Origin of the sequence: Corallococcus sp. BB11-1 (assembly GCF_026626625.1) — a bacterium.
GTDB lineage: Bacteria > Myxococcota > Myxococcia > Myxococcales > Myxococcaceae > Corallococcus > Corallococcus soli.
Window position 1 is genome coordinate 1 of sequence record NZ_JAPNJY010000008.1, and the last position, 18,128, is coordinate 18,128.

The following is an 18,128-nucleotide window of genomic DNA, read 5'->3' on the forward strand; positions in this document are numbered from 1 at the left end:
TCGCGTCCGCCTTGCCGAAGACCCAGAGCGGCACCTTCGTGTCGGGCGCTCCCAGCTTGCGCGCCATCTCCGCGGGCACCGGCTTCACCCCGGAGCGGCTGCGCGCCCCGGCCTGGAAGAACTTGTCCTTGGCGGGGGGGATGATGGCCTGGTGCACCAGCCAGCCCAGCCGCTCGATGCCCACCAGCCCCATGGGCGTCATCGGCAGGAACTCCGGCTTCACCGGGCAGCCCCGGTCCGGCTCCGGCATGTCCACCACGACCGCGTCGCCGTTGTCCTCATCCACCTGGGCCCGCGCGGCCATGGGCCACACCGCCAGCACCAGCACCCCCGCGAACACCGCGCGCATCGCTCGTCCCGTCATCGTCGGACCTCCGCCGGAAGTCATACCGCAAGCGGGCCCTGGGACGCAGGGCGTCCCGCCTCACGGCGGGAGCGCGGCGCTCAGCGCTTCTTCTTCGTCGGGACGGCCTTCGGCTTGCCCTGCGCGGGCACCGTCCCCGCGTCCGGCGCCGGCACGTCCGACACCGTCGGGTCCACGGTCTCCTCCGCTGGCGGAGACTCCGGCTTCGGGGGGGCCTCCACCTCCGTGCGGTCCTCCAGCGGCACGCGCCCCACGGCGCGGTTGAACAGCACCCACAGCGCCTTGCGGTGTCCCGCCCGGTCCGTCTTGCCCGTCAGCACCAGCCCCGCGCCGCTGTAGCGCACCGTCAGCCCCGGCGGCATCCCCGCAGTGAAGTCCTCCAGCTGCGCCTGGAGCTGCGGCATGTCGAACGTCAGGTCCAGCTCCCGCGCCAGGTACGCCTCCGTGCGCAGCAGCTCGCGCAGCGCCTTGCGACACGCGGTGTCCTTCACCGTGACGGTCAGTGACTTGTCCACGCCCTGCGTCGCCTTCAGGTCCGGACAGGCCTTCTTCGCCGCCGCCAGTTGGGGCGCGAAGTTCTCCAGCTCCGTGGGCCCCACCGCCAGGCGCCAGACGGCGAAGCGCCCCTCCGCGTAGAGCAGCATCTGCGTGACGCCGGGCTTGTGGGCCGTCAGCAGCAGCTCACCGCTGCCCGACAGCGCCTCCGCCGACGCCACGGCGGGGTCCTCCACCTCCGCCCAGTCCACGGCGGTCAGCTTCTGGAAGGTCTCCTTGCCCGGCTCCAGCGTCAGGGCCTGGTCCACCGGCCAGGCCAGGGCCGCCGTGGGGGCCAGCAGGCCCAGCAGTCCGCCAATGACGTACATCCGACGTCCCCGCATGGTGCCTCCCGCCAGGGTGGTATGCCCCTCTAGCACGGGATAAGAACGTCGCCCTATGCCTACCTGGACCCTCTGGGTCGCCTGCCTGGCCCTCTGTTTCACGAGGTCCCTGGTCGCCGCCGCGGAGTCCGCCCTCTATGGGACCTCGGACCTGCGCGCCCAGGAACTCGCCGAGGAGAACAAGTCCTCCGCCGCCCGCCGCGTGCTCCGCCACAAGACGGAGCGCGAGGCCACCGCCACCGCCCTGCGCCTGGGCATGGTGCTCAGCGGCTTCCTGGCCGCCGCCATCGGCGCGTTCGTGCCCCCGCGCCTGCTGGACTTCAGCCGCTACGGCGAGGCGGCCTGGGTGCCCGTGGCCACCGTGTGCGCGGGCGCCCTCTTCGTGGGCGTGCTCGCCAGCCTCATGGAGGTCACCATGCGCGGCCTGGCCAACGGCAACCCGGAGCGCTGGGCGCTGCGGCTCGCGTCGCTGGTGTCCGTGCTGGTGCTGCTGCTCTACCCGCCCATGCGCATCATGCTGGGCCTGCTCAACCTGGGCGCCCGCACCTTCGGCCGCACCCTGCGCTTCGAGCCGCCGCCGCCGCCCCTGGAGGAGCTGGAGAAGCTGCTCGCCGCCCAGGCCGCCCGCAACGAGGTGGACAAGAGCGCGCCCCAGCTCATCCGCTCCATCTTCGAGCTGTCCGACAAGCGCTGCCGCGACGTGATGGTCAACCGCACGGACGTCATCTCCGTGGACATCACCACCCCGCCGGACGAGGTGCTGCGCATCCTGGCGGAGGAGAACCACTCGCGCATCCCGGTGTACCACGACGACGTGGACCACATCGTCGGCGTGCTGCACGCGCGCGACCTCATCCCGCTGCTCCAGCACCCGGAGCTCATCGTCCTGCATGACGTCATCCGCCCCGCCCACTTCGTGCCGTGGATGAAGCCCGTGGGCGACCTGCTGCGGGACATGCAGAAGCGGAAGATCCACATGGCCATGGTCGTCGACGAGTACGGCGGCTTCATGGGCGTCGTCACGCTGGAGGACATCCTGCGTGAAATCGTGGGCGACATCGGCGACGAGTTCGAGGTGGAGGAGAAGCTCGTCGAGAAGATGGCCGACGGCAGCTCGCTGGTGGACGCCGCCATGGAGGTGGATCAGTTCACCAAGGTCTTCGGCTTCCCCCTGCCCGAAGGCGACTTCGACACGCTGGGCGGCTACCTGTCGTCGCTCGCGGGCCACCTGCCCGACGTGGGCGAGCGCTTCACCTACAACGGCTGGCAGTTCGTCGTGGCCACCAAGGAAGGCGCCCGCATCGACCGCGTGCGCATGAGCCGCCTCAAGAGCGCCGTGCCCGGCCTGTCGTCCGACGGCGTGCCCCGTGAAGGCGCGCCCACCTCGTCCGTGAAGGAAGAGGCCCGGGACGCCGCGCGCCGCGCCGACAACGAGTCGTCTCCGACGGACTCCGGCGCCCCTCCCGAAGCCAAGCGCTGAGCGGCCCGGGACGGCTCAGGGCGCCGGGACCACCGCTCCGCCCGGCATCCACGGGATGCCCAGCACGCGCGCCTCGCGGAAGGGCGCTCGCCGCTCGGAGCCTCCGAAGCGCAGCACCACGCCGCCCTCCAGGCGCACCGCGTGGGACGTGGGCTCCGGCCGGGCCGCAGAACGGGGAACGGCCAGCGGGAAGCGCAGCTCCAGCGGGACTTCGCTCCGGCCATCCAGCGGCACGCCCATCACCTGCTCGCCCGTGACCATGCGCTGGCCATCCACCCGCAGGTCCAGGTCCACGCGGGTGATGGAGGCCGCGTCGGAGGACGGGTTTCGCACCTTCAGCTTCAGCGTGAGCGCCCCGGCGCCCTCGCGCGTGAAGGCCACGTCCACCGCCTCCACCCGCACCGCCTCGTCGTAGGCGCTCGGCTGGAAGGGCACCACGCCCAGGCAGCCGGAGCCGGCCAGGGCGCCGGCCAGCAGCAGCCCGAGCACCGCCCGGCGCGAGCGCATCAGCCGCCCAGCAGAGGCTGCAGCGCCTCCACCGTCAGGGGCCAGCCCGCGCGGCGCGACAGCACCTCCAGCGCCTTGATGAACTCCGCCGCGGACTGGAAGCGGCGGGCCTTGTCCGCGAACAGCGCCTTGCGCGCCACCTGCGCCGCGTAGTCCGGCAGGTCCGGCGACACCGTGGACAGCAGCGGCACGCGCGCGTCCCGCACCTGGTGCATGAGCTGCGCTTCGTTCTCCCCGGTGAACAGGCGCCGGCCGCCCCACAGCTCCCAGAGCATCACGCCCACGGCGTACAGGTCCGTCCTCGCGTCCACCGCCAGGCCCAGCACCTGCTCCGGGCTCATGTACGGCAGCGTGCCGCGCAGCGCGCCGGAGTCGCCGCGCATCATGCCCTCCACCTCCGCCACGCCGAAGTCGGTGAGCTTCACGTCGCCCTGGATGCCCAGCAGCACGTTGGCGGGGTTCACGTCGCGGTGGACGATGGTGGCGCCGTTCTCCCCCACCTTCGCGCGGTGGATGTAGTCCAGCGCCTTGAGCACGCACCACGCGATGTAGCAGGCGGACTCCGGCGGCATCGCGGCGCCCGCCTTGATGAGCAGCTCCTGCATGTAGCCGAGCGTCCGGCCGCTCACGAGCTCCTGCACCATCAGGTAGTCGGGCCCGGCGCGGAACAGCCGGAAGGTCCGCACGATGTGCGCGTTGCGCAGGCGCACCGTGAGCTTCGCCTCGTCGACGAAGGCCTTCACATACGCGGGGTCGTTGCGGAAGGACGGGTGCAGCCGCTTGATGACGACCTCCTCGGGCTCACCCGGGGAGCGCTGCGTCGTCTCGCGCGCGCGTGCTTGATACACCTCCGCCATGCCGCCGACCGCCAGCCGGCCGACCACTTCATAGCCACCCAGGTCCGGAGCTTCCGCCACGGCGGTAAGACTATCCCGGTTCCGGGAAGCGCCCCACTATTCCGCGATGAGGGAGGCGAAGAGGGACTCGTATTTCCGGGCGGACGCCGCCCAGGAGAAGTCCTTGCCCATCCCCCGGCCCCGGAAGTCCCCCAGGCGCACGGGGTCCGCGTACAGGGCCATGGCCCGGCGGATGGCGGCCAGGAGCGCGGAGCGGTGGAAGGACTCGAAGAGCAGCCCGTTGCCGTCCAGCCCCCCCTCCACCGTGTCCACCAGCCCGCCCGTGGCCCGGACGATGGGCACCGTGCCGTAGCGCAGCGAATACATCTGGTTCAGGCCGCACGGCTCGTAGCGGCTGGGCATCAGGAAGAAGTCCGACCCCGCCTCCACCAGGTGTGACAACTCCGGGTCGAACCCGATGTGCACCCCCACCTGCTTCGGGTAGCGGGCCTGCAACGCGCGCAGGCCCTGCTCCAGGACGGGGTCGCCGTTGCCCACCGCCACGAAGCGCAGGTCCGCCTGGAGCGCCGCCGGCAGGGTGTCCAGCAGCAGGTCCACGCCCTTCTGCCACGCCAGCCGGCTGACGATGCCGAACACCGGCGCCCCGGTGTCCCCCGGCAGCCCGAAGCGCTCCAGCAGGGCGCGCTTGCAGACCGCCTTGCCCGTGAGGTCGTCCGGGCCGTAGCGCTCCGGCAGGAAGGCGTCCGTGCGGGGGTTCCATTCGTGCGCGTCGATGCCGTTGAGGATGCCGGTGAGCGAGTGCGCGCGCCGGCGCAGCAGGCCGTCCAGCCCGTAGCCCTGCTCCGCCGTCTGGATCTCCCGGGCGTAGGTGGGCGACACGGTGGTCAGCGACTCGGAGAAGACGAGCCCGGACTTGAGGAAGTTCACCTGGTCGTAGAACTCCACGCCCTCCGGGGTGAACAGGTCCCAGGGCAGCCCCAGGTCCTCCATCGTCCCCTTGGGGAACTGCCCCTGGTAGGCGAGGTTGTGGATGGTGAAGACGCACTTCGCGCGCGCCAGCGGCGTGTCCTGGAAGCCCCGGCGCAGCGCCACCGGCACCAGCCCCGTCTGCCAGTCGTGCAGGTGGATGATGTCCGGGAAGAAGCGCAGCCGCTGCGCGGCCTGGAGCGCGCCCACGCACAGGTAGGCGAAGCGGCGGGGGTTGTCCGGGAACTCGCCGCCCGCGTCGCCGTACAGCCCCTTGCGGCCGCCGAAGAAGGCCTCGTTCTCCAGGAACCACACCTCCAGGCGTTCGGAGAGGCGCGCGGACAGGACGGGGCCCCCCGTCTCACCGAAGGGGAAGCGCAGCACCAGGGACTGCCCGGTGGGCTCCAGGTGTCCGGTGTTGCGCACATCCTGGTAGCGGGGCGTGACGATCTTCACGTCGTGCCCCAGCGCGGACAGCGCCGTGGGCAGGGCCCCTGCGACGTCGCCCAGTCCCCCCGTCTTCGAGAAGGGGGTGACCTCCGAGGCGATGAAGAGAATCTTCATGGACACACCATTGCGAGTCCAGACGGGGAGTCAACCGCGAACGTGCGCGGCGGGGTGGGGTTTCCTATGGTGCGGCGCGTGATGATCCCCCCCGACCCCATCCAGCGCTTCGCCGAACTCTTCGCCCAGGCAAAACAGGTCATCCCCGTGGACCCCAACGCCATGGTGGTGGCGTCGGTGGACGACGAGGGCCGCCCGAGCGCCCGGGTGGTGCTGCTCAAGGACTTCGATGCGCGGGGCTTCGTCTTCTTCACCAACTTCCACAGCCGCAAGGGGCGCCAGCTCACCGCCCACCCCCATGCCGCGCTGTGCTTCCACTGGCAGCCCCTGGAGCAGCAGGTGCGCATCGAGGGCCGGGTGGAGCAGGTGACGGACGCGGAGGCGGACGCGTACTTCCAGAGCCGGCCGCGCGGCAGCCAGATTGGCGCGTGGGCCAGCCTCCAGAGCCAGGAGCTGCCGGAGCGCACGTTGCTGGACGCGCGCGTGGCGGAGGTGGAGGCCCGGTTCCAGGGCCGGCCGGTGGAGCGGCCTCCGCACTGGAGCGGCTTCCGCGTGGTGCCGGAGCGCATCGAGTTCTGGCACGCCCGCGCCAGCCGCCTGCACGAGCGCAACCTGTACCTGCGCGAGGGCGAAGGCTGGAAGACGCAGCTGTTGTTTCCCTGAGCGGAAGCGTCAGGGCACGCGGTGCTCGCGGAAGGTGACGCGCAGCGTGTACGTGCCCGCAGGAGCCTCCACCCGCACGAAGTCCCGCGCATGCGGCGTCTCCAGCGTGAGCGTCGCGCCGGGCGCCTGACGCTCCCAGGCCACCAGCGCCAGGTCATCCACCGCCGTCACGCCCTGCCCCGTCTTCGGGGACGCGGTGTGGAGCGTGAGGTTGAGGGCCCAGGGCGCGTTCCAGAGGTTCGGCCGGGGCGGATCCGCCGGGAAGCGCAGGTCCTCGGACACCTGCTTCCAGTCGAACGTGCCGCCGTCGTGGCGCAGCAGCGTCTGCTCCCCGAAGAGTGAATAGGACTCCACGGGCAGGTACTGCACGCCCACCCAGAAGGCGCCGCCGCCCCGACCCTTCACCCACGCCACCGCCGTGAGGTCGCGGTTGGGGGGCCCCTCCGCGAAGCCCGGCGGCCGGAAGCGGTTGACCAGCGGCACGGCGCCCTTGCGCTGGCAGAGCGCCGCGGCGCCCCGGCGCGGCCCGTCCTGGCACACGTAGCCCGCGCCGTTGCCCACGCCCCAGCGCGGCGCCTCGTTGGCGTCGTCGTCCACGTCGTGGTCCTCGAAGTCGCCGTGCAGGAGCACGTCGCGTCCTGCCTTGAGCTTCACGCCCGCGGGCGCCCCCTCTCCGGTGAGCTGTGCCACCGCGACGGACTCCCCTTCGTGGCGCAGGGCGCGCAGGTCCACCGTGGCGCGGCCGCTGGCGTCCACCGTCACCGGCACGTCCACGGTGCGCTCGCCCACCGCCGCCTGCTGGCCCGCGGGGAGCAGCTCGCCCCAGGAGGGCTGCGGCACCAGCGCCACGCCCCCCTCGCGGGAGAGCTCCGAGAGGTTTCGCAGGAAAGAGTCCGCCAGGTCGCCCGCGAGGGGCCGGGGGCGGTAGTCCTCGATGTACACGGGCACCGCGCGGGCCCGGTCCACGCGCGCGCCCGTCGCCTCCACCTCCGCGAGCAGGCCCACCATCGTCTCCATGCGGTCCTGGTCGAAGGCGAAGTTGCCCAGCGACTGCGCCATCAGCACGCCCTTGTAGCGCGCGAAGCCCTGGGGGATGTGCGGGTGGTGCGCGATGACGAGCTTCGCGCCCGCGTCCACCATGTCGCGCATCCGCTGCGCCGTGGGGGCGGAGGGCCGCACGCTGTACTCGACGCCCGTGTGGAGCACCGCCACCGGGACGCGGCCCTGGGCGCGCTCGGCGCCGAGCAGCGACGTCACCCGCGACGTGTCCCGCGCGTCCGCCGCGCCGCCCTGGTGCGGGCCCGCGACGTACTGCTGCGCATGCGCGCTGCCGGTGATGGAGCACATGGACACCAGGCTGTAGCTGGAGCCCGCCAGCGGCACGCGCGCCGGGACGAAGGCCTCCGTCTCGTCGCGGCCCGCGCCGCTGTAGGCCATGCCCGTCGCGGCGACGTGCGCGAGCGTGTCGTCCAGCCCCGGCGCCAGGTAGTCATAGACGTGGTTGTTGCCCAGGCTCACGTAGTCCACGCCCAGCCACGGCAGCGCGGGCAGCGAGCCGGGCAGCGTGAAGAACGCATAGGCCTTGTCGTCGTGGGGCGTCGTGGGCGAGTCCGTCACCGGCGTCTCCAGGTTCACCGCCCGGAAGTCCGCGGCCTGGAAGAAGGGCCGGACGTGGGTGAAGACGGCCTTCGTGCCCGGCAGCGGCTCCGACACGCGGATGAGCGCCGCGGGGTCGTCCGGCGGCAGCCGGTCGCGGGGCGTGGTGTCGTCCGGATCCAGGAAGCGCCGGCCCAGCGACACGTCCCCCGCGAAGAGCATCCGCACGCCGCCCTCCTTCGGGGACAGCCGCACCGGCGGCAACGTGACGCGCGTCTGGGACAGGCCCCGGCGCAGCGCCACCGCGACCACGGCCGGACGGAAGCCCTCCGCGTCCACCTGGAGCAACCGGTTGTGCCGGGGCAGCACGGGGAAGCGGAAGCGCCCCTGCGCGTCCGTGCGCGCCCGCGCGTCCCCCACCTGGACCGTGACGTTCGCGACCGGTGCGCCCGTCATGGAGACCACCGAGCCCTCCAGCGCGATGCCGGTGCACGCGTAGGCGCGACGGGCCTCGCGCTCGGCCGCGGGCAGGGACGCCTCGTCCACGGGCTCTGGCGCGCAGGTCGTCAGGACGGGCGGCGGCTCCTCCGGAGGCGGCTCCCCGGGCGGCGGCGTTTCGCCGGGCGTCTCATCCGGAGGCGGCTCGGACGGAGGCGGTGTTTCCTCAGGAGGGGGCGTCACCGGCGGCGGGGCCGTGGGAGGCGCTTCGTCTCCCGGCGCCGTCACGGAGCCCTGTCCGTCCGACGGGACCGGGCCCCCCGAACCGCAGGCCACCACACACGCCGCCACCCACGCCACCGGCAGATACCGCCGCCCCATCGCATCCCCCAGCCGTCCTCGACCACCGACCCCTTGCGCCGTCGAGATGGGGACGAAGTCGGCCGAGCGCCAGGGAAGGCCTCGTCCCCGGGGGCTGCCTGCCTGCCCTCGCGCCCCCGGGCCCGTTCAAAGCCAGACACCGGGCCTTCAGGCGCGGGCGACTACCAGGGGACCTCCGCGCCCTCGTAGTCGAAGAAGCGGCCGGAGTGCTCCAGCGAGACCCCGTCGATGACCCGGAGCATCCCGCGCACCGAGTCGTCCGCCGGCAGCGGCGCGTCCTGGCCGCCCATGTCCGTCTGCACCCAACCCGGATGCAGCAGCACGCACGCCAGGCCGTCCCGGCGCAGGTCGTTGGCCATGGAGCGCACGCCCATGTTCAGCGCGGCCTTGGACATGCGGTACGCGTACGCGCCGCCCTCCGTGTTGCTGGAGAGCGAGCCCATCCGCGACGTGACGTGCGCCACCTTGCGGCCCACGCCATGCCGCAGCGCGGGCAGCAGCGCGGACGTGATGCGCAGCGGCCCGAGCGCGTTCACCGCGAACGTGCGCTCCAGGTCCTCGAAGTCCAGCTCGTGCAACCCCACCCACTGGCCCGACACGCCCGCGTTGTTGATCAGCACGTCCACCGGCTCGCGGCAGACGTTCGCCGCGAACGCGCGCACGCTGTCCCCCTGCGTGACGTCCAGCGCGTGGATCCGCAGGCGGTTGCCGGACTCGTGCAGCAGCGGCTCCAGCCGACGCGCCATCTCCGGGGCGCGCACGCCCGCGTCGACGGTCTCTCCTCGCCGCAGCAGCTGCTGCACGAACTCGAAACCGATTCCGCGGCTGGCTCCCGTGATGACGTAGCGCATACTTGTATTAACGCGCGGGGTTGCTCTCCTTGGCAAAGCCTCCCCCTTCGCACTAAGGCGCCCGTGGGTGCTCACCTCACGACAGCAGGGGATGGACGACATGACGGTGGCGATCATCGGCGGGGGGATTTCAGGACTGGTCCTGGCTCACCGATTGCGGTCGCGCGGCACGGCTGCCGTGGTGCTGGAGTCCTCGTCGCGCGTGGGTGGAAACGTGCAGACCCGCACACGCGGTGAGTACCTGCTGGAAGCCGGACCCAACAGTTTCCTGGACCGCGAGCCCGCGACGCGTTCACTGGCGGGGGCCCTGGGTCTTGAAACACGCATCCGTGCAGCGGATGCAGCGGCAAAAAACCGTTACATCTTCACTCGTGGTGCGCTCCGGGTATTGCCTGCCTCACCTCCCGCGTTCCTCAAATCCGACCTGATTTCCCTGCCTGCGCGGCTGCGGGTGTTGGGGGAGCTGTTCAGCGGTCGCGGTCCCCGGGGCGTGGACGAGTCGCTGGCGCAGCTGGGCCGGCGCCACCTGGGCCGCGAGGCGACCACGGTGCTGCTGGACGCGGTGCAGACGGGCATCTACGCGGGCGACCCGGAGCGGCTCAGCGCGGAGGCCACGTTCCCGCAGCTGGTGAAGTTCGAGCGCGACCACCGCAGCCTCATCCTGGGCGCCATCCGCGCCCAGCGCGCCGCGCGGGAGGCCGCGAAGGGGGACGGCGCCGCGAAGTCCCGGCTCACCGGCCTGTTGAGCACCTTCGATGGAGGGCTGGGCGTGCTGGTGGACGCCCTGGCGGCGGCCCTGGGCGACACGGTGCGCACCGACGCGAAGGTGGAGGGCCTCACGCCCACGCCGGACGGGTGGAGGGTCCAGGCGCGCGAGCGCGGGCAGCCGGTGGAGCTGAGCGCGTCCCAGGTGGTGCTGGCGGTGCCCGCGCACGTCGCGGCGGACCTCCTGCGGCCGCTGGACGCGCCCATGGCGGCGACGCTGGGGGCCATCGAGTACGCGCCCATGGCGGTGGTGCACCTGGGCTTCGCGCCGGGGACGACGCCGAAGCCGGACGGGTTCGGGTTCCTGGTGCCGGCGGTGGAGGGCAAGGCGGTGCTGGGCACCATCCACGTCTCCACCACGTTCCCCTTCCGCGCCCAGGGCGGCCGGGTGCTGCTCACGTGCCTGCTGGGCGGCACGCGCCGGCCGGACGTCGTCGCGCGGGACGAGGACGCGCTGGCGGCGCTGGCGCGCGAGGAGCTGAAGGCGATGACGGGCCTCACCGCGACGCCGGAGCTGACGGAGGTCGTGCGCTGGCCTCGCGGCATCCCGCAGTACACCGTGGGCCACCTGGGGCGGCTGGCGTCGCTGGACGGCCAGCTGAAGCGCTGGCCTGGCCTGCACCTCACCGGCAACGCGTACCGGGGCGTGGGCGTCAACGACTGCATCCGCGACGCGACCCGGCTGGCGGACGCGCTGGGGTAGCCGACGGGGGGAGCGGCCAGCGGCTCGGGAGCGACCGCTCAGCCCCATTCCCCGACGGCCTGGCGCAACCCTCCCTGGAGGGCCCCTGGGGCGCTGACAGAGTGCGTGGACATGTTCCACGGACACTGGAGAAACCCCCCATGTTCTCACTGCGCTCGCCGCTCCTGTTCGTGCTCGCCGTCCTCTTCTTCCCGGCCCTCCTCGCCGGGACGCTCGTCCTGGACCTGGTCCCGGCGCCCGTCCCCCGGCGCTAGGCTGCCGGACGGTGTAGCCTTCCGCTCCAGCATGTCGGAGACGTCGGAAGGGTCCATCGTTCGCGCCACGCTGCGCGCCCTCGTCGCGCCGTGGCGGCTGGCCCCCATCGTCCTGGTGTCGCTGCCGCTGCTGGCGGCCCAGGTGCGCTGGAGCGTGGATCCAAACGCGTTCTGGCTGGGCCTCCTGCTGTGCCTGCTGTGCGTCGCCGTCGCGCCGGTGTCCTACCGGGTGCTGTTCCCGGAGGGGCTGGACCTGAGCCACGGCGGCATCCGCCTGCTGCTCTACGGGGCGGTGGGCAGCGGCGTGGTGCTGTCGGTGGGCTACGCCCTGCCCCGCGTCACCCAGATGCTGCCCACGTTCCTGTCGGAGCCGTACAACCTGGCCGTCTGCGGCGGCCTGTTCCTCGTGGCCGGCTGGGGCCTGGGGCGGGACATCGGCTTCGAGGAGACGCTGCGCCGGGAGCGAGCGCGCGCCACCCGCTTCGCCTGGGAGGCCGAGCAGGCGCAGCTGCTGGCCCTGCGCAGCCACCTGGATCCGCACTTCCTCTTCAACACGCTCAACGCCATCGCGGAGTGGTGCCGCGAGGACGGCGCCGTCGCGGAGGCCGCCGTGCTGCGCCTGTCCACGATGCTGCGCTCGGTGCTCGCGGGCGTGCGCAGCGTCACCTGGCCGCTGTCCCAGGAGCTGGAGCTGATGCGCACGCTGTTCGAGCTGCACCTGCTGCGCGACCCGGAGCTGTTCCAGCTGGGCATGACGGTGGCGGACGGCGTGGGTGACGTGCCCGTTCCGCCGCTCTTGCTGCTGCCGCTCGCGGAGAACGCGGTGAAGCACGGGCCGGCGTCCGGGCACCGGGGGCCGCTGCGCGTGGACGTGGTGGCGCGCGACGGGGGGGTGGAGGTGTCCATCGACAACCCCGGCGCCTCCAAGGGGCCGCGCGAGGGCAGCGTGGGGTTGCCCACCGTGGAGCGCCGGCTGGCGCTCGCGTACGGCGGCCACGCGGTGCTGGCGCTGGACAGCGCGGACGGGCGCACCCGTGTCACCGTCACCCTGCCCCGCCGGGGCCCCCAACCCGGAGTCCTCACGTGAGAGAGCCGCTGCGCGTCCTCATCGCCGATGATGAACTGCTGGCCAGGAAGCGCCTGGCCCGCCTCCTGGCCGCGCTGCCGGACGTGAGCGTGTGCGGCGAGGCGGTGGACGGGGACTCGGTGCTCGCCGCGGTGCGCGCGGGCGGCGTGGACGTGGTGCTGCTGGACATCCACATGCCGGGCCTGAGCGGCCTGGATGCCATGGCGCTGCTGCCGCAAGGCGGGCCCCACGTCATCTTCTGCACCGCCCACGCGGAGCACGCGGTGAACGCCTTCGAGCACGGCGCCGTGGACTACGTGCTCAAGCCCGTGGAGGCGGCGCGGCTGCAGAAGGCGCTGGAGCGCGCCCGGGCGCGGCAGCCGGTGCCCGCGCAGGCCGCCACTCCGGCCGCGCGGGCGAAGAACGCCGCCGTCCCGCCACCGGCCGCCGGAGGCACCGGGGGAGGCATGGGGTCCGCCTTCGCGCGGCTGCCCATCCCCACACGCCAGGGGCTGGTGCTGGTGTCGCCGGACGCCATCTCCCACGCGTCGCTGGAGGACGAGCTGGTCACGGTCTTCACCACGCAGGGGGACTTCCTCACCGACTTCACCCTCAACGAGCTGGCGGACAAGCTGCCCGCCGAGCACTTCCACCGGGTGCACCGACGGGCGCTGCTCAACCTGGCGCACGTGACGCGCCTGGAGCCGCTGGAGACGGGCGGCTACCTGGCGCGCACGGCGCGGGGACACTCGGTGGAGGTGAGCCGCCAGTCCGCGCGCGAGCTGCGCCGCATGCTGGGCCTGCGCAAGGGCGCGGAGGACGAGGGCTGAGCGCGCCCCCGTCCCGCCTTCCGCCTCAGTTCCAGACGAACAGCTGGTGCACCTGCCCGGCGTCGTCGCCCAGCGTGTCCACCAGGGCCTGCCGCGCGTGCCCCGGGAGCTCCGCGCCGCCGCGGGCGCAGCGGGCGGCCTCCTCGCGGGTCAGCGCGGGGGCGGAGCAGAAGGCATCCTGCCAGCGCGCCAGGAGCGTCTTGAAGAAGGTCTGCTCGTAGCCCTGGAGCTCGCCGTCCAGCCACCCCTCCTTGTTGGGCGCCGCGAACTTCTGCGGCGTCACGCCGCCCGGGGTGAAGGTGATGTTGTGCTCATAGCCGGAGGCGGTCAGCGACCGCTCCGCCTTCACCGCCAGGGGCGCGTGCTGGTCCTGGAGCACGGCCTGGGCCACCACCGCGAAGTGGTACTCCACCTCCCGGCGCAGCGCGCGGTACTCGAAGGCGCGCGACACGTCGCGGTACTTCGTCACCTCCACCGTCGTCTTGTACTCCACCGTCTTCTTCTGGGTGACGAGCCGCTTCTTCATCACGCCCTTGTCCTCGTACGCCTCCTCCACCGAGTACGGCACCTCCGCCGTCGCGGTGCGGTCCTCGTGGGCGGTGTAGGGCACCTGCTCCGTCCACGTCGCCGTCAGCGACACCGGCTGGCTGCTGTTGTCCACGCGCAGCCTGCCTTCCAGCGTGAGCGGCACGCGGCGCGAGGAGGCGTCCGAATACCAGGGCGAGGATTCGAACGCGCCCGCCATCCGTGCCAGCAGATACTTGACGACGTCGTTGCTGATGCCATCCACGGACACCTGGAACATGGGAACGCCCAGCGCCTCCGGGAACATCGGCGCCCGGGGCGCGTCCTGGCGGTAGTGCCGGCAGTAGCGCGACACCAGCTCCGCCCAGTGCGCGGTGCCGTCCGAGGGCGTCTGCTTCAGCCGGGCGCACGCCGCCTCGCCGCCCTGCTGCACCGCGTTCTCCATGTCTCGGCGGATGGGCGCCATCTCCGCGTGGGCCAGGAGCGCGCGCTTGCGGTTGAGGTGCGACTCCGCCGTCAACGCGTTGCCCCGCTTCGCCTGCTCGACGATGAGCTGGCGCAGGTGCTGGTGCGTGCCCGCCATCTCCTCCAGGAGCGAGCTCTCCATGCCGCCGTCCAGCTTGGAGTTCCACTTCACCTTGTAGGCGAGGAACTGCTCCAGGTTCCGCTCCGCGTCCTCGTCCCTGCCCTCCAGCCGGGCCTGCCTCGACCCGGTGAGCAGCTGCGACAGGCCGCGCCAGCGCAGGTCGTCCAGCGACGCGCGCAGCGACGTGTCATTGGGCGAATCCTCGACGACCTTCACGTACAGCTCGGCGGCTTCGATGAAGCGGCCCTTCTCCGCCAGGTCATTGGCCTTGCCCCGGAGGGTGGAGCACGCCGTCACGGTGCTCGCCAGCAGGAGCAGCGGCGCGAGGAGGAGCTTCCGGCGGAGGCCGGAGCGGAACGACGGGGAGGTGGAGGCAATCACGGAAGACGGCACCCTTCAGCGCGTGGCGCGTGGCCCGCAGGCTGACGACCAGGATGACCGCCATATTCACCGCGACGCCCTTGTCCAGACAAGGGCCCCCCGGGTCCACGCCGCCCTGCTCCCGCCCGCGCTCAGTCCACGGGCCACGTGTGCACCGGCAGCCCCTCCTCCGCGTGCTGGAGGTAGCGCTCCAGCAGGGCCGCCAGCGCGTCCTGCCGGGGCATGTGGGCTTCCAGCTTCGCCAGCACCTCCCGCTGCCAGCGCGCCCCGGTGCGCCGCACGGCCACCCGCTGGGCGATGACGTCCAGCATCGCGTCCGCCTCCTCCGGCGCCACCCCGTGCTCCGTCAGGCCGCGCCGGGCCACCGGCAGCAGCTGCTTCACCAGGTCCACCACCGGCACGGGGCGGGGGCTGGGCGCGACCTCCGCCGGCCACAGCATCACCGCGTCCAGGCCCACCCTCGCCGCCTGCTTGAAGTTGCGCCGCGCCTGCCAGAAGGGCAGCGCCGGCAGGAGCGCGTCCACCCGCTCCGCCAGGCCCAGCGTCAGCCCCAGCAGGAACGCCCCGTTGGCCACCATGTCCACCACCGTCGGGCCCGCCGGCAGCGCGCGCAGCTCGATGCGCACGTGGCCTTCGCCGTGCGGATCATAGATGGCCCGGTTCCAGCACCAGACCGTGCCCTGGTGCAGCCGCAGCTCGCCCAGCTCCGGCACGCCCCCCGCGGCGGCGACCTCCAGGGGGGACTCTTCGCCCATCACCGGCAGCAGGGGCGGGTAGAGCGCCACGGCCTCGGCGAACAGCTCGTGCACGCCCTCGCGCACCCAGCCGTGGCCGAACGTCACGCGCGGGTGCAGGTGGGCCACGTCGTCCCCGCCCTCGCCCCGGTCGTCGGTGGCCTGCTGGAAGAGCGCCACGCGCGTCTCCTCCCAGAGGCGCTTGCCCAGGAACAACGGCGAATTGCCCGACGCCGCCAGCACCGGCGCCGTGGCGAGCTGCGCGGCGTTGTACACGCGCGCGAAGTCCTCCGGCGCCACGCGCAGGTGGAACTGGAGCGACGTGTTCGCCCCCTCCAGCGTCACGTCGTCCCAGGCGAGGTTGAGCGTGTCGTCGCCCGCGATGGCCACGTGGAAGGGCCCCCCCCGCCGCTTGCGGATGGCCGCGTTCAGGGCCCGGTAGCGCGGCTGCTGCGTGAGCGCCCCCTTGCCCAGGTCCGCCTGCCGCAGCGTGGGCAGGATGCCGACGGCCGCCACGCGCGCGCCCTGCGTCGCCGCCGCGCGCCCCAGCTCCTTCAGCACGTCCTCGAACTCCGCCCGCAGCGCGGTGAACGGCCGCCCCGCCAGCAGCGAGGGCCGCACGTTCATCTCCATGTTGAAGCGGTTCAATTCCAGCGTCAGCCGCTCATCCCTGGACCGCGCCAGCACCTGCTGGTTCACCGGCAGCGGGTGGCCCGCGCCGTCCACCAGGTACACCTCCAGCTCCGCGCCCATCGTCGTGGGCCCCACGCCGAAGCCGGGACGGCGCAGCAGCGCCCGCAGGGCCTCCAGGCTCTCCGCGAGCCGCTGCACGAACCGCTCGTGCTCCTCTGGTGTGAACTCCTCCTGCTGGATGGCGAGCCCCATAGGCCTTCCACGATTGGCACGACGCGCCCCGCTGGCACGGCGGATGTCCGCCGCTGGACGTCGCATCCCCCCACGCGCCGTCCGCCACCGGCCCCGTGCCCCCCTGGCCGGCCTCCAGCCCGGCTCGGAGACCGGGGCGCGGGTGTGTTATCTCGAAGCCGTCATGTCGGACGCCCCCACCGCTCCCAACCTCTATGACCTGCCGCGCCCCGCGCTGGACGCGCGCCTGGCCGACTGGGGCTTCAGCCCCCAGTACCGCGAGCGCGTGTGGACGGGGCTGTACCGCGACGGGGTGACGGCGCTCGGCGACGTGGCGGGCCTGCGCCCGGACCTCCAGGCCGTGCTCCAGGAGCGCGCGCGGCTGGGCCACCTGACCACCCACCACGAGAGCTTCAGCAGCGACGGCCTCACCCACAAGCTGCTCCTGCGCCTGCACGACGGGCAGACCATTGAAACGGTGCTGATGCGTTTCAAGGGCCGCGCCACCGTGTGCGTGAGCACGCAGGCCGGGTGCGCCATGGGCTGCGTCTTCTGCGCCACCGGGCAGATGGGCCTGTCGCGCCACCTGACGCCGGGCGAGGTGGTGGGCCAGGTGCTCCACGTCACGCGCATCCTGCGCGAACAGGGGGAGGCGCTGCGCAACATCGTGCTCATGGGCATGGGCGAGCCCCTGCACAACTACGACAACACGATGGCCGCGATGGACATCCTCGTGGACCCCAAGGGGCTGGCGCTGGCCCCTCGCTTCATCACCCTGTCCACCGTGGGCGTGGTGCCCGGCATCATCCGGCTGGCGGACGAGGCGCGCCCGGTGCAGCTCGCGGTGAGCCTCCACGGCGCCACCGACGCGGAGCGCGCCGCGCTGGTGCCCGCGGGCCGGCGCTGGCCGCTCCAAGAGCTGATGGACGCGTGCCGCTACTACGTGGCGAAGCGCAGGCGGCGCATCTTCTTCGAGTGGACGTTGATCGCCGGCCGCAACGACACCGCCGAACACGCGCACCACCTGGGGGCGCTGCTGCACGGGCTGGACGCGCACGTGAACGTCATCCCGCTCAACCCCACCGTGGGCTATGACGGCGGCCCCAGCGTGCCGGACGCGGTGCGCGCGTTCCAGGACGTGCTCACCTCGCACGGGGTGCCCAGCACGGTGCGCCAGCGCAGGGGCATCGACATCGACGCGGGCTGCGGCCAGCTCAAGGCCGCCGTGGAGCGCAAGCCCCGTCGGCCCCTCCCCGTCGCGTCCTGAGCAACACACCGACGTCCGCACACCAGGGTCGCGCGGCACACCCGGGCACGACGACCCGGCGTGTCACCCCCCTCCAGTAGCGTCCGCCCCGCCCCCACGTACAACATCACGTAGGGGGCGCCGCGCATTTCCAGAGCCCCTTGCAGGGAACTGGCTCGTGGGCACATTCTTCACGACGGCTTCCACGCAACCCCAACGGCTTTCCCGGAGGAGGTGGGCATGCTTTCCATCCAGGAGCACGGCACGGTGGAAGAGGCGAGCAGCAATCTGCTCGACTTCATCCTCATCCCCGACAATTGGCTCGAACAGGCGGCGCCGCAGCCCGAGGGCTCCTCCGCGTGGCCGGCGTCGGACATGCAGTACCAGCGGCGCGTGGGCACCCTGCGCATCTGCGCGTCGGTGGACGTCGCGCCGTCGCTGGACGTGACGCTCCACATCGCGTTCCGCGCGCCCGGGCTCACGCCCATCAAGGCCGCGGACCACCTGGAGAGCTTCCTCAAGCAGCGCCTGCCGCTGACGCCCAACAGCGAGTGGCAGGTGGAGGTGGACGACCGCCGGTGGATCCACTTCTCGCGCCGCTACGCGGGCGAGCACCTGCTGGCCTGAGG

General features: G+C 72.6%; 15 protein-coding genes and 1 pseudogene. 7 read left to right on the forward strand and 9 right to left on the reverse strand.

Annotated elements, in window-relative coordinates:
* Both OV207_RS09520 and OV207_RS09525 read right to left on the reverse strand, forming a co-directional pair.
* Nucleotides 1–364 (reverse strand): annotated as a pseudogene (locus tag OV207_RS09520) (hypothetical protein); the annotation flags it as partial.
* A gap of 80 nt (nt 365–444) precedes the next feature.
* A complete protein-coding gene (locus tag OV207_RS09525; protein WP_267554423.1) occupies nt 445–1,242 on the reverse strand; it encodes a pilus assembly protein N-terminal domain-containing protein in 798 nt (265 codons plus the stop codon).
* Nucleotides 1,243–1,297: 55 nt separating this feature from the next.
* Here OV207_RS09525 and OV207_RS09530 point away from each other — a divergent pair, with 55 nt between their 5' ends.
* A complete protein-coding gene (locus OV207_RS09530; RefSeq protein WP_267554425.1) occupies nt 1,298–2,722 on the forward strand; it encodes a hemolysin family protein in 1,425 nt (474 codons plus the stop codon).
* 15 nt (nt 2,723–2,737) lie between these two features.
* On the opposite strand, the gene OV207_RS09535 is transcribed toward OV207_RS09530, so the two are convergent.
* From OV207_RS09535 to glgA, 3 genes are read right to left on the reverse strand one after another with little or no spacing between them, the layout of a single operon-like run.
* Nucleotides 2,738–3,229: a hypothetical protein gene (locus OV207_RS09535; protein WP_267554426.1), complete on the reverse strand. Its 492-nt coding sequence runs from the start codon at nt 3,227–3,229 to the stop codon at nt 2,738–2,740.
* Nucleotides 3,229–4,146: a serine/threonine protein kinase gene (locus OV207_RS09540; protein WP_267554427.1), complete on the reverse strand. Its 918-nt coding sequence runs from the start codon at nt 4,144–4,146 to the stop codon at nt 3,229–3,231. The genes OV207_RS09535 and OV207_RS09540 overlap by 1 nt, the downstream gene beginning before the upstream one ends.
* 36 nt (nt 4,147–4,182) lie before the next feature.
* Nucleotides 4,183–5,616: a glycogen synthase GlgA gene (gene glgA, locus OV207_RS09545; protein ID WP_267554429.1), complete on the reverse strand. Its 1,434-nt coding sequence runs from the start codon at nt 5,614–5,616 to the stop codon at nt 4,183–4,185.
* A gap of 66 nt (nt 5,617–5,682) precedes the next feature.
* Here glgA and pdxH point away from each other — a divergent pair, with 66 nt between their 5' ends.
* Nucleotides 5,683–6,279 (forward strand): pyridoxamine 5'-phosphate oxidase, encoded by a 597-nt coding sequence (gene pdxH / locus OV207_RS09550; protein WP_267554430.1) that lies wholly within the window; start codon nt 5,683–5,685, stop codon nt 6,277–6,279.
* 9 nt (nt 6,280–6,288) lie between these two features.
* Here the strand turns inward: pdxH and OV207_RS09555 are convergent, their stop codons facing one another.
* Both OV207_RS09555 and OV207_RS09560 read right to left on the reverse strand, forming a co-directional pair.
* Nucleotides 6,289–8,694 carry a CapA family protein gene (locus OV207_RS09555; RefSeq protein ID WP_267554432.1) on the reverse strand — a complete coding sequence of 802 codons (2,406 nt, stop codon included), beginning with the start codon at nt 8,692–8,694 and terminating at the stop codon, nt 6,289–6,291.
* Nucleotides 8,695–8,855: 161 nt separating this feature from the next.
* A complete protein-coding gene (locus tag OV207_RS09560; RefSeq protein ID WP_193346945.1) occupies nt 8,856–9,545 on the reverse strand; it encodes an SDR family oxidoreductase in 690 nt (229 codons plus the stop codon).
* 100 nt (nt 9,546–9,645) lie between these two features.
* Here OV207_RS09560 and hemG point away from each other — a divergent pair, with 100 nt between their 5' ends.
* The 3 genes from hemG to OV207_RS09575 all read left to right on the forward strand — a co-directional run bounded on the left by hemG (nt 9,646) and on the right by OV207_RS09575 (nt 13,163).
* Complete coding sequence (gene hemG, locus OV207_RS09565; protein ID WP_267554434.1) at nt 9,646–11,013, forward strand: protoporphyrinogen oxidase; 1,368 nt, start codon at nt 9,646–9,648, stop codon at nt 11,011–11,013.
* A 285-nt stretch (nt 11,014–11,298) separates the two neighbouring features.
* On the forward strand, nt 11,299–12,354 hold the full coding sequence (locus OV207_RS09570) for a sensor histidine kinase (RefSeq protein ID WP_267554436.1): 1,056 nt from the start codon (nt 11,299–11,301) through the stop codon (nt 12,352–12,354).
* Nucleotides 12,351–13,163: a LytR/AlgR family response regulator transcription factor gene (locus OV207_RS09575; protein WP_267554437.1), complete on the forward strand. Its 813-nt coding sequence runs from the start codon at nt 12,351–12,353 to the stop codon at nt 13,161–13,163. Before OV207_RS09570 ends, OV207_RS09575 begins: the two co-directional genes overlap by 4 nt.
* Before the next feature lie 25 nt (nt 13,164–13,188).
* Here the strand turns inward: OV207_RS09575 and OV207_RS09580 are convergent, their stop codons facing one another.
* Both OV207_RS09580 and OV207_RS09585 read right to left on the reverse strand, forming a co-directional pair.
* Entirely contained in the window at nt 13,189–14,655 is a 1,467-nt protein-coding gene (locus OV207_RS09580) for a hypothetical protein (RefSeq protein WP_267554439.1), read from the reverse strand.
* Nucleotides 14,656–14,786: 131 nt separating this feature from the next.
* Nucleotides 14,787–16,274: a glutamate--cysteine ligase gene (locus OV207_RS09585; RefSeq protein ID WP_267554441.1), complete on the reverse strand. Its 1,488-nt coding sequence runs from the start codon at nt 16,272–16,274 to the stop codon at nt 14,787–14,789.
* 163 nt (nt 16,275–16,437) lie between these two features.
* On the opposite strand from OV207_RS09585, the gene rlmN reads away from it, so the two are divergent.
* Both rlmN and OV207_RS09595 read left to right on the forward strand, forming a co-directional pair.
* Nucleotides 16,438–17,520, forward strand: a complete 1,083-nt coding sequence (gene rlmN, locus OV207_RS09590) for a 23S rRNA (adenine(2503)-C(2))-methyltransferase RlmN (protein ID WP_267554443.1) — start codon at nt 16,438–16,440, stop codon at nt 17,518–17,520.
* Nucleotides 17,521–17,739: 219 nt separating this feature from the next.
* The gene (locus OV207_RS09595) at nt 17,740–18,126 is read left to right on the forward strand and encodes a hypothetical protein (RefSeq protein ID WP_193346939.1); all 387 of its coding nucleotides are present in this window, start codon (nt 17,740–17,742) and stop codon (nt 18,124–18,126) included.
* Nucleotides 18,127–18,128 lie beyond the last annotated feature (2 nt).

What these genes read in the sequence shown, in the direction of transcription:
- OV207_RS09570 (WP_267554436.1), top strand. Translation starts at nt 11,299, where the DNA reads ATGTCGGAGACGTCGGAAGGGTCCATCGTTCGCGCCACGCTGCGCGCC.
- glgA (WP_267554429.1), bottom strand. Translation starts at nt 5,616, where the DNA reads ATGAAGATTCTCTTCATCGCCTCGGAGGTCACCCCCTTCTCGAAGACG.
- OV207_RS09595 (WP_193346939.1), top strand. Translation starts at nt 17,740, where the DNA reads ATGCTTTCCATCCAGGAGCACGGCACGGTGGAAGAGGCGAGCAGCAAT.
- rlmN (WP_267554443.1), top strand. Translation starts at nt 16,438, where the DNA reads ATGTCGGACGCCCCCACCGCTCCCAACCTCTATGACCTGCCGCGCCCC.
- OV207_RS09585 (WP_267554441.1), bottom strand. Translation starts at nt 16,274, where the DNA reads ATGGGGCTCGCCATCCAGCAGGAGGAGTTCACACCAGAGGAGCACGAG.
- OV207_RS09525 (WP_267554423.1), bottom strand. Translation starts at nt 1,242, where the DNA reads ATGCGGGGACGTCGGATGTACGTCATTGGCGGACTGCTGGGCCTGCTG.
- OV207_RS09555 (WP_267554432.1), bottom strand. Translation starts at nt 8,694, where the DNA reads ATGGGGCGGCGGTATCTGCCGGTGGCGTGGGTGGCGGCGTGTGTGGTG.
- hemG (WP_267554434.1), top strand. Translation starts at nt 9,646, where the DNA reads ATGACGGTGGCGATCATCGGCGGGGGGATTTCAGGACTGGTCCTGGCT.
- OV207_RS09560 (WP_193346945.1), bottom strand. Translation starts at nt 9,545, where the DNA reads ATGCGCTACGTCATCACGGGAGCCAGCCGCGGAATCGGTTTCGAGTTC.
- OV207_RS09530 (WP_267554425.1), top strand. Translation starts at nt 1,298, where the DNA reads ATGCCTACCTGGACCCTCTGGGTCGCCTGCCTGGCCCTCTGTTTCACG.
- OV207_RS09535 (WP_267554426.1), bottom strand. Translation starts at nt 3,229, where the DNA reads ATGCGCTCGCGCCGGGCGGTGCTCGGGCTGCTGCTGGCCGGCGCCCTG.
- pdxH (WP_267554430.1), top strand. Translation starts at nt 5,683, where the DNA reads ATGGTGCGGCGCGTGATGATCCCCCCCGACCCCATCCAGCGCTTCGCC.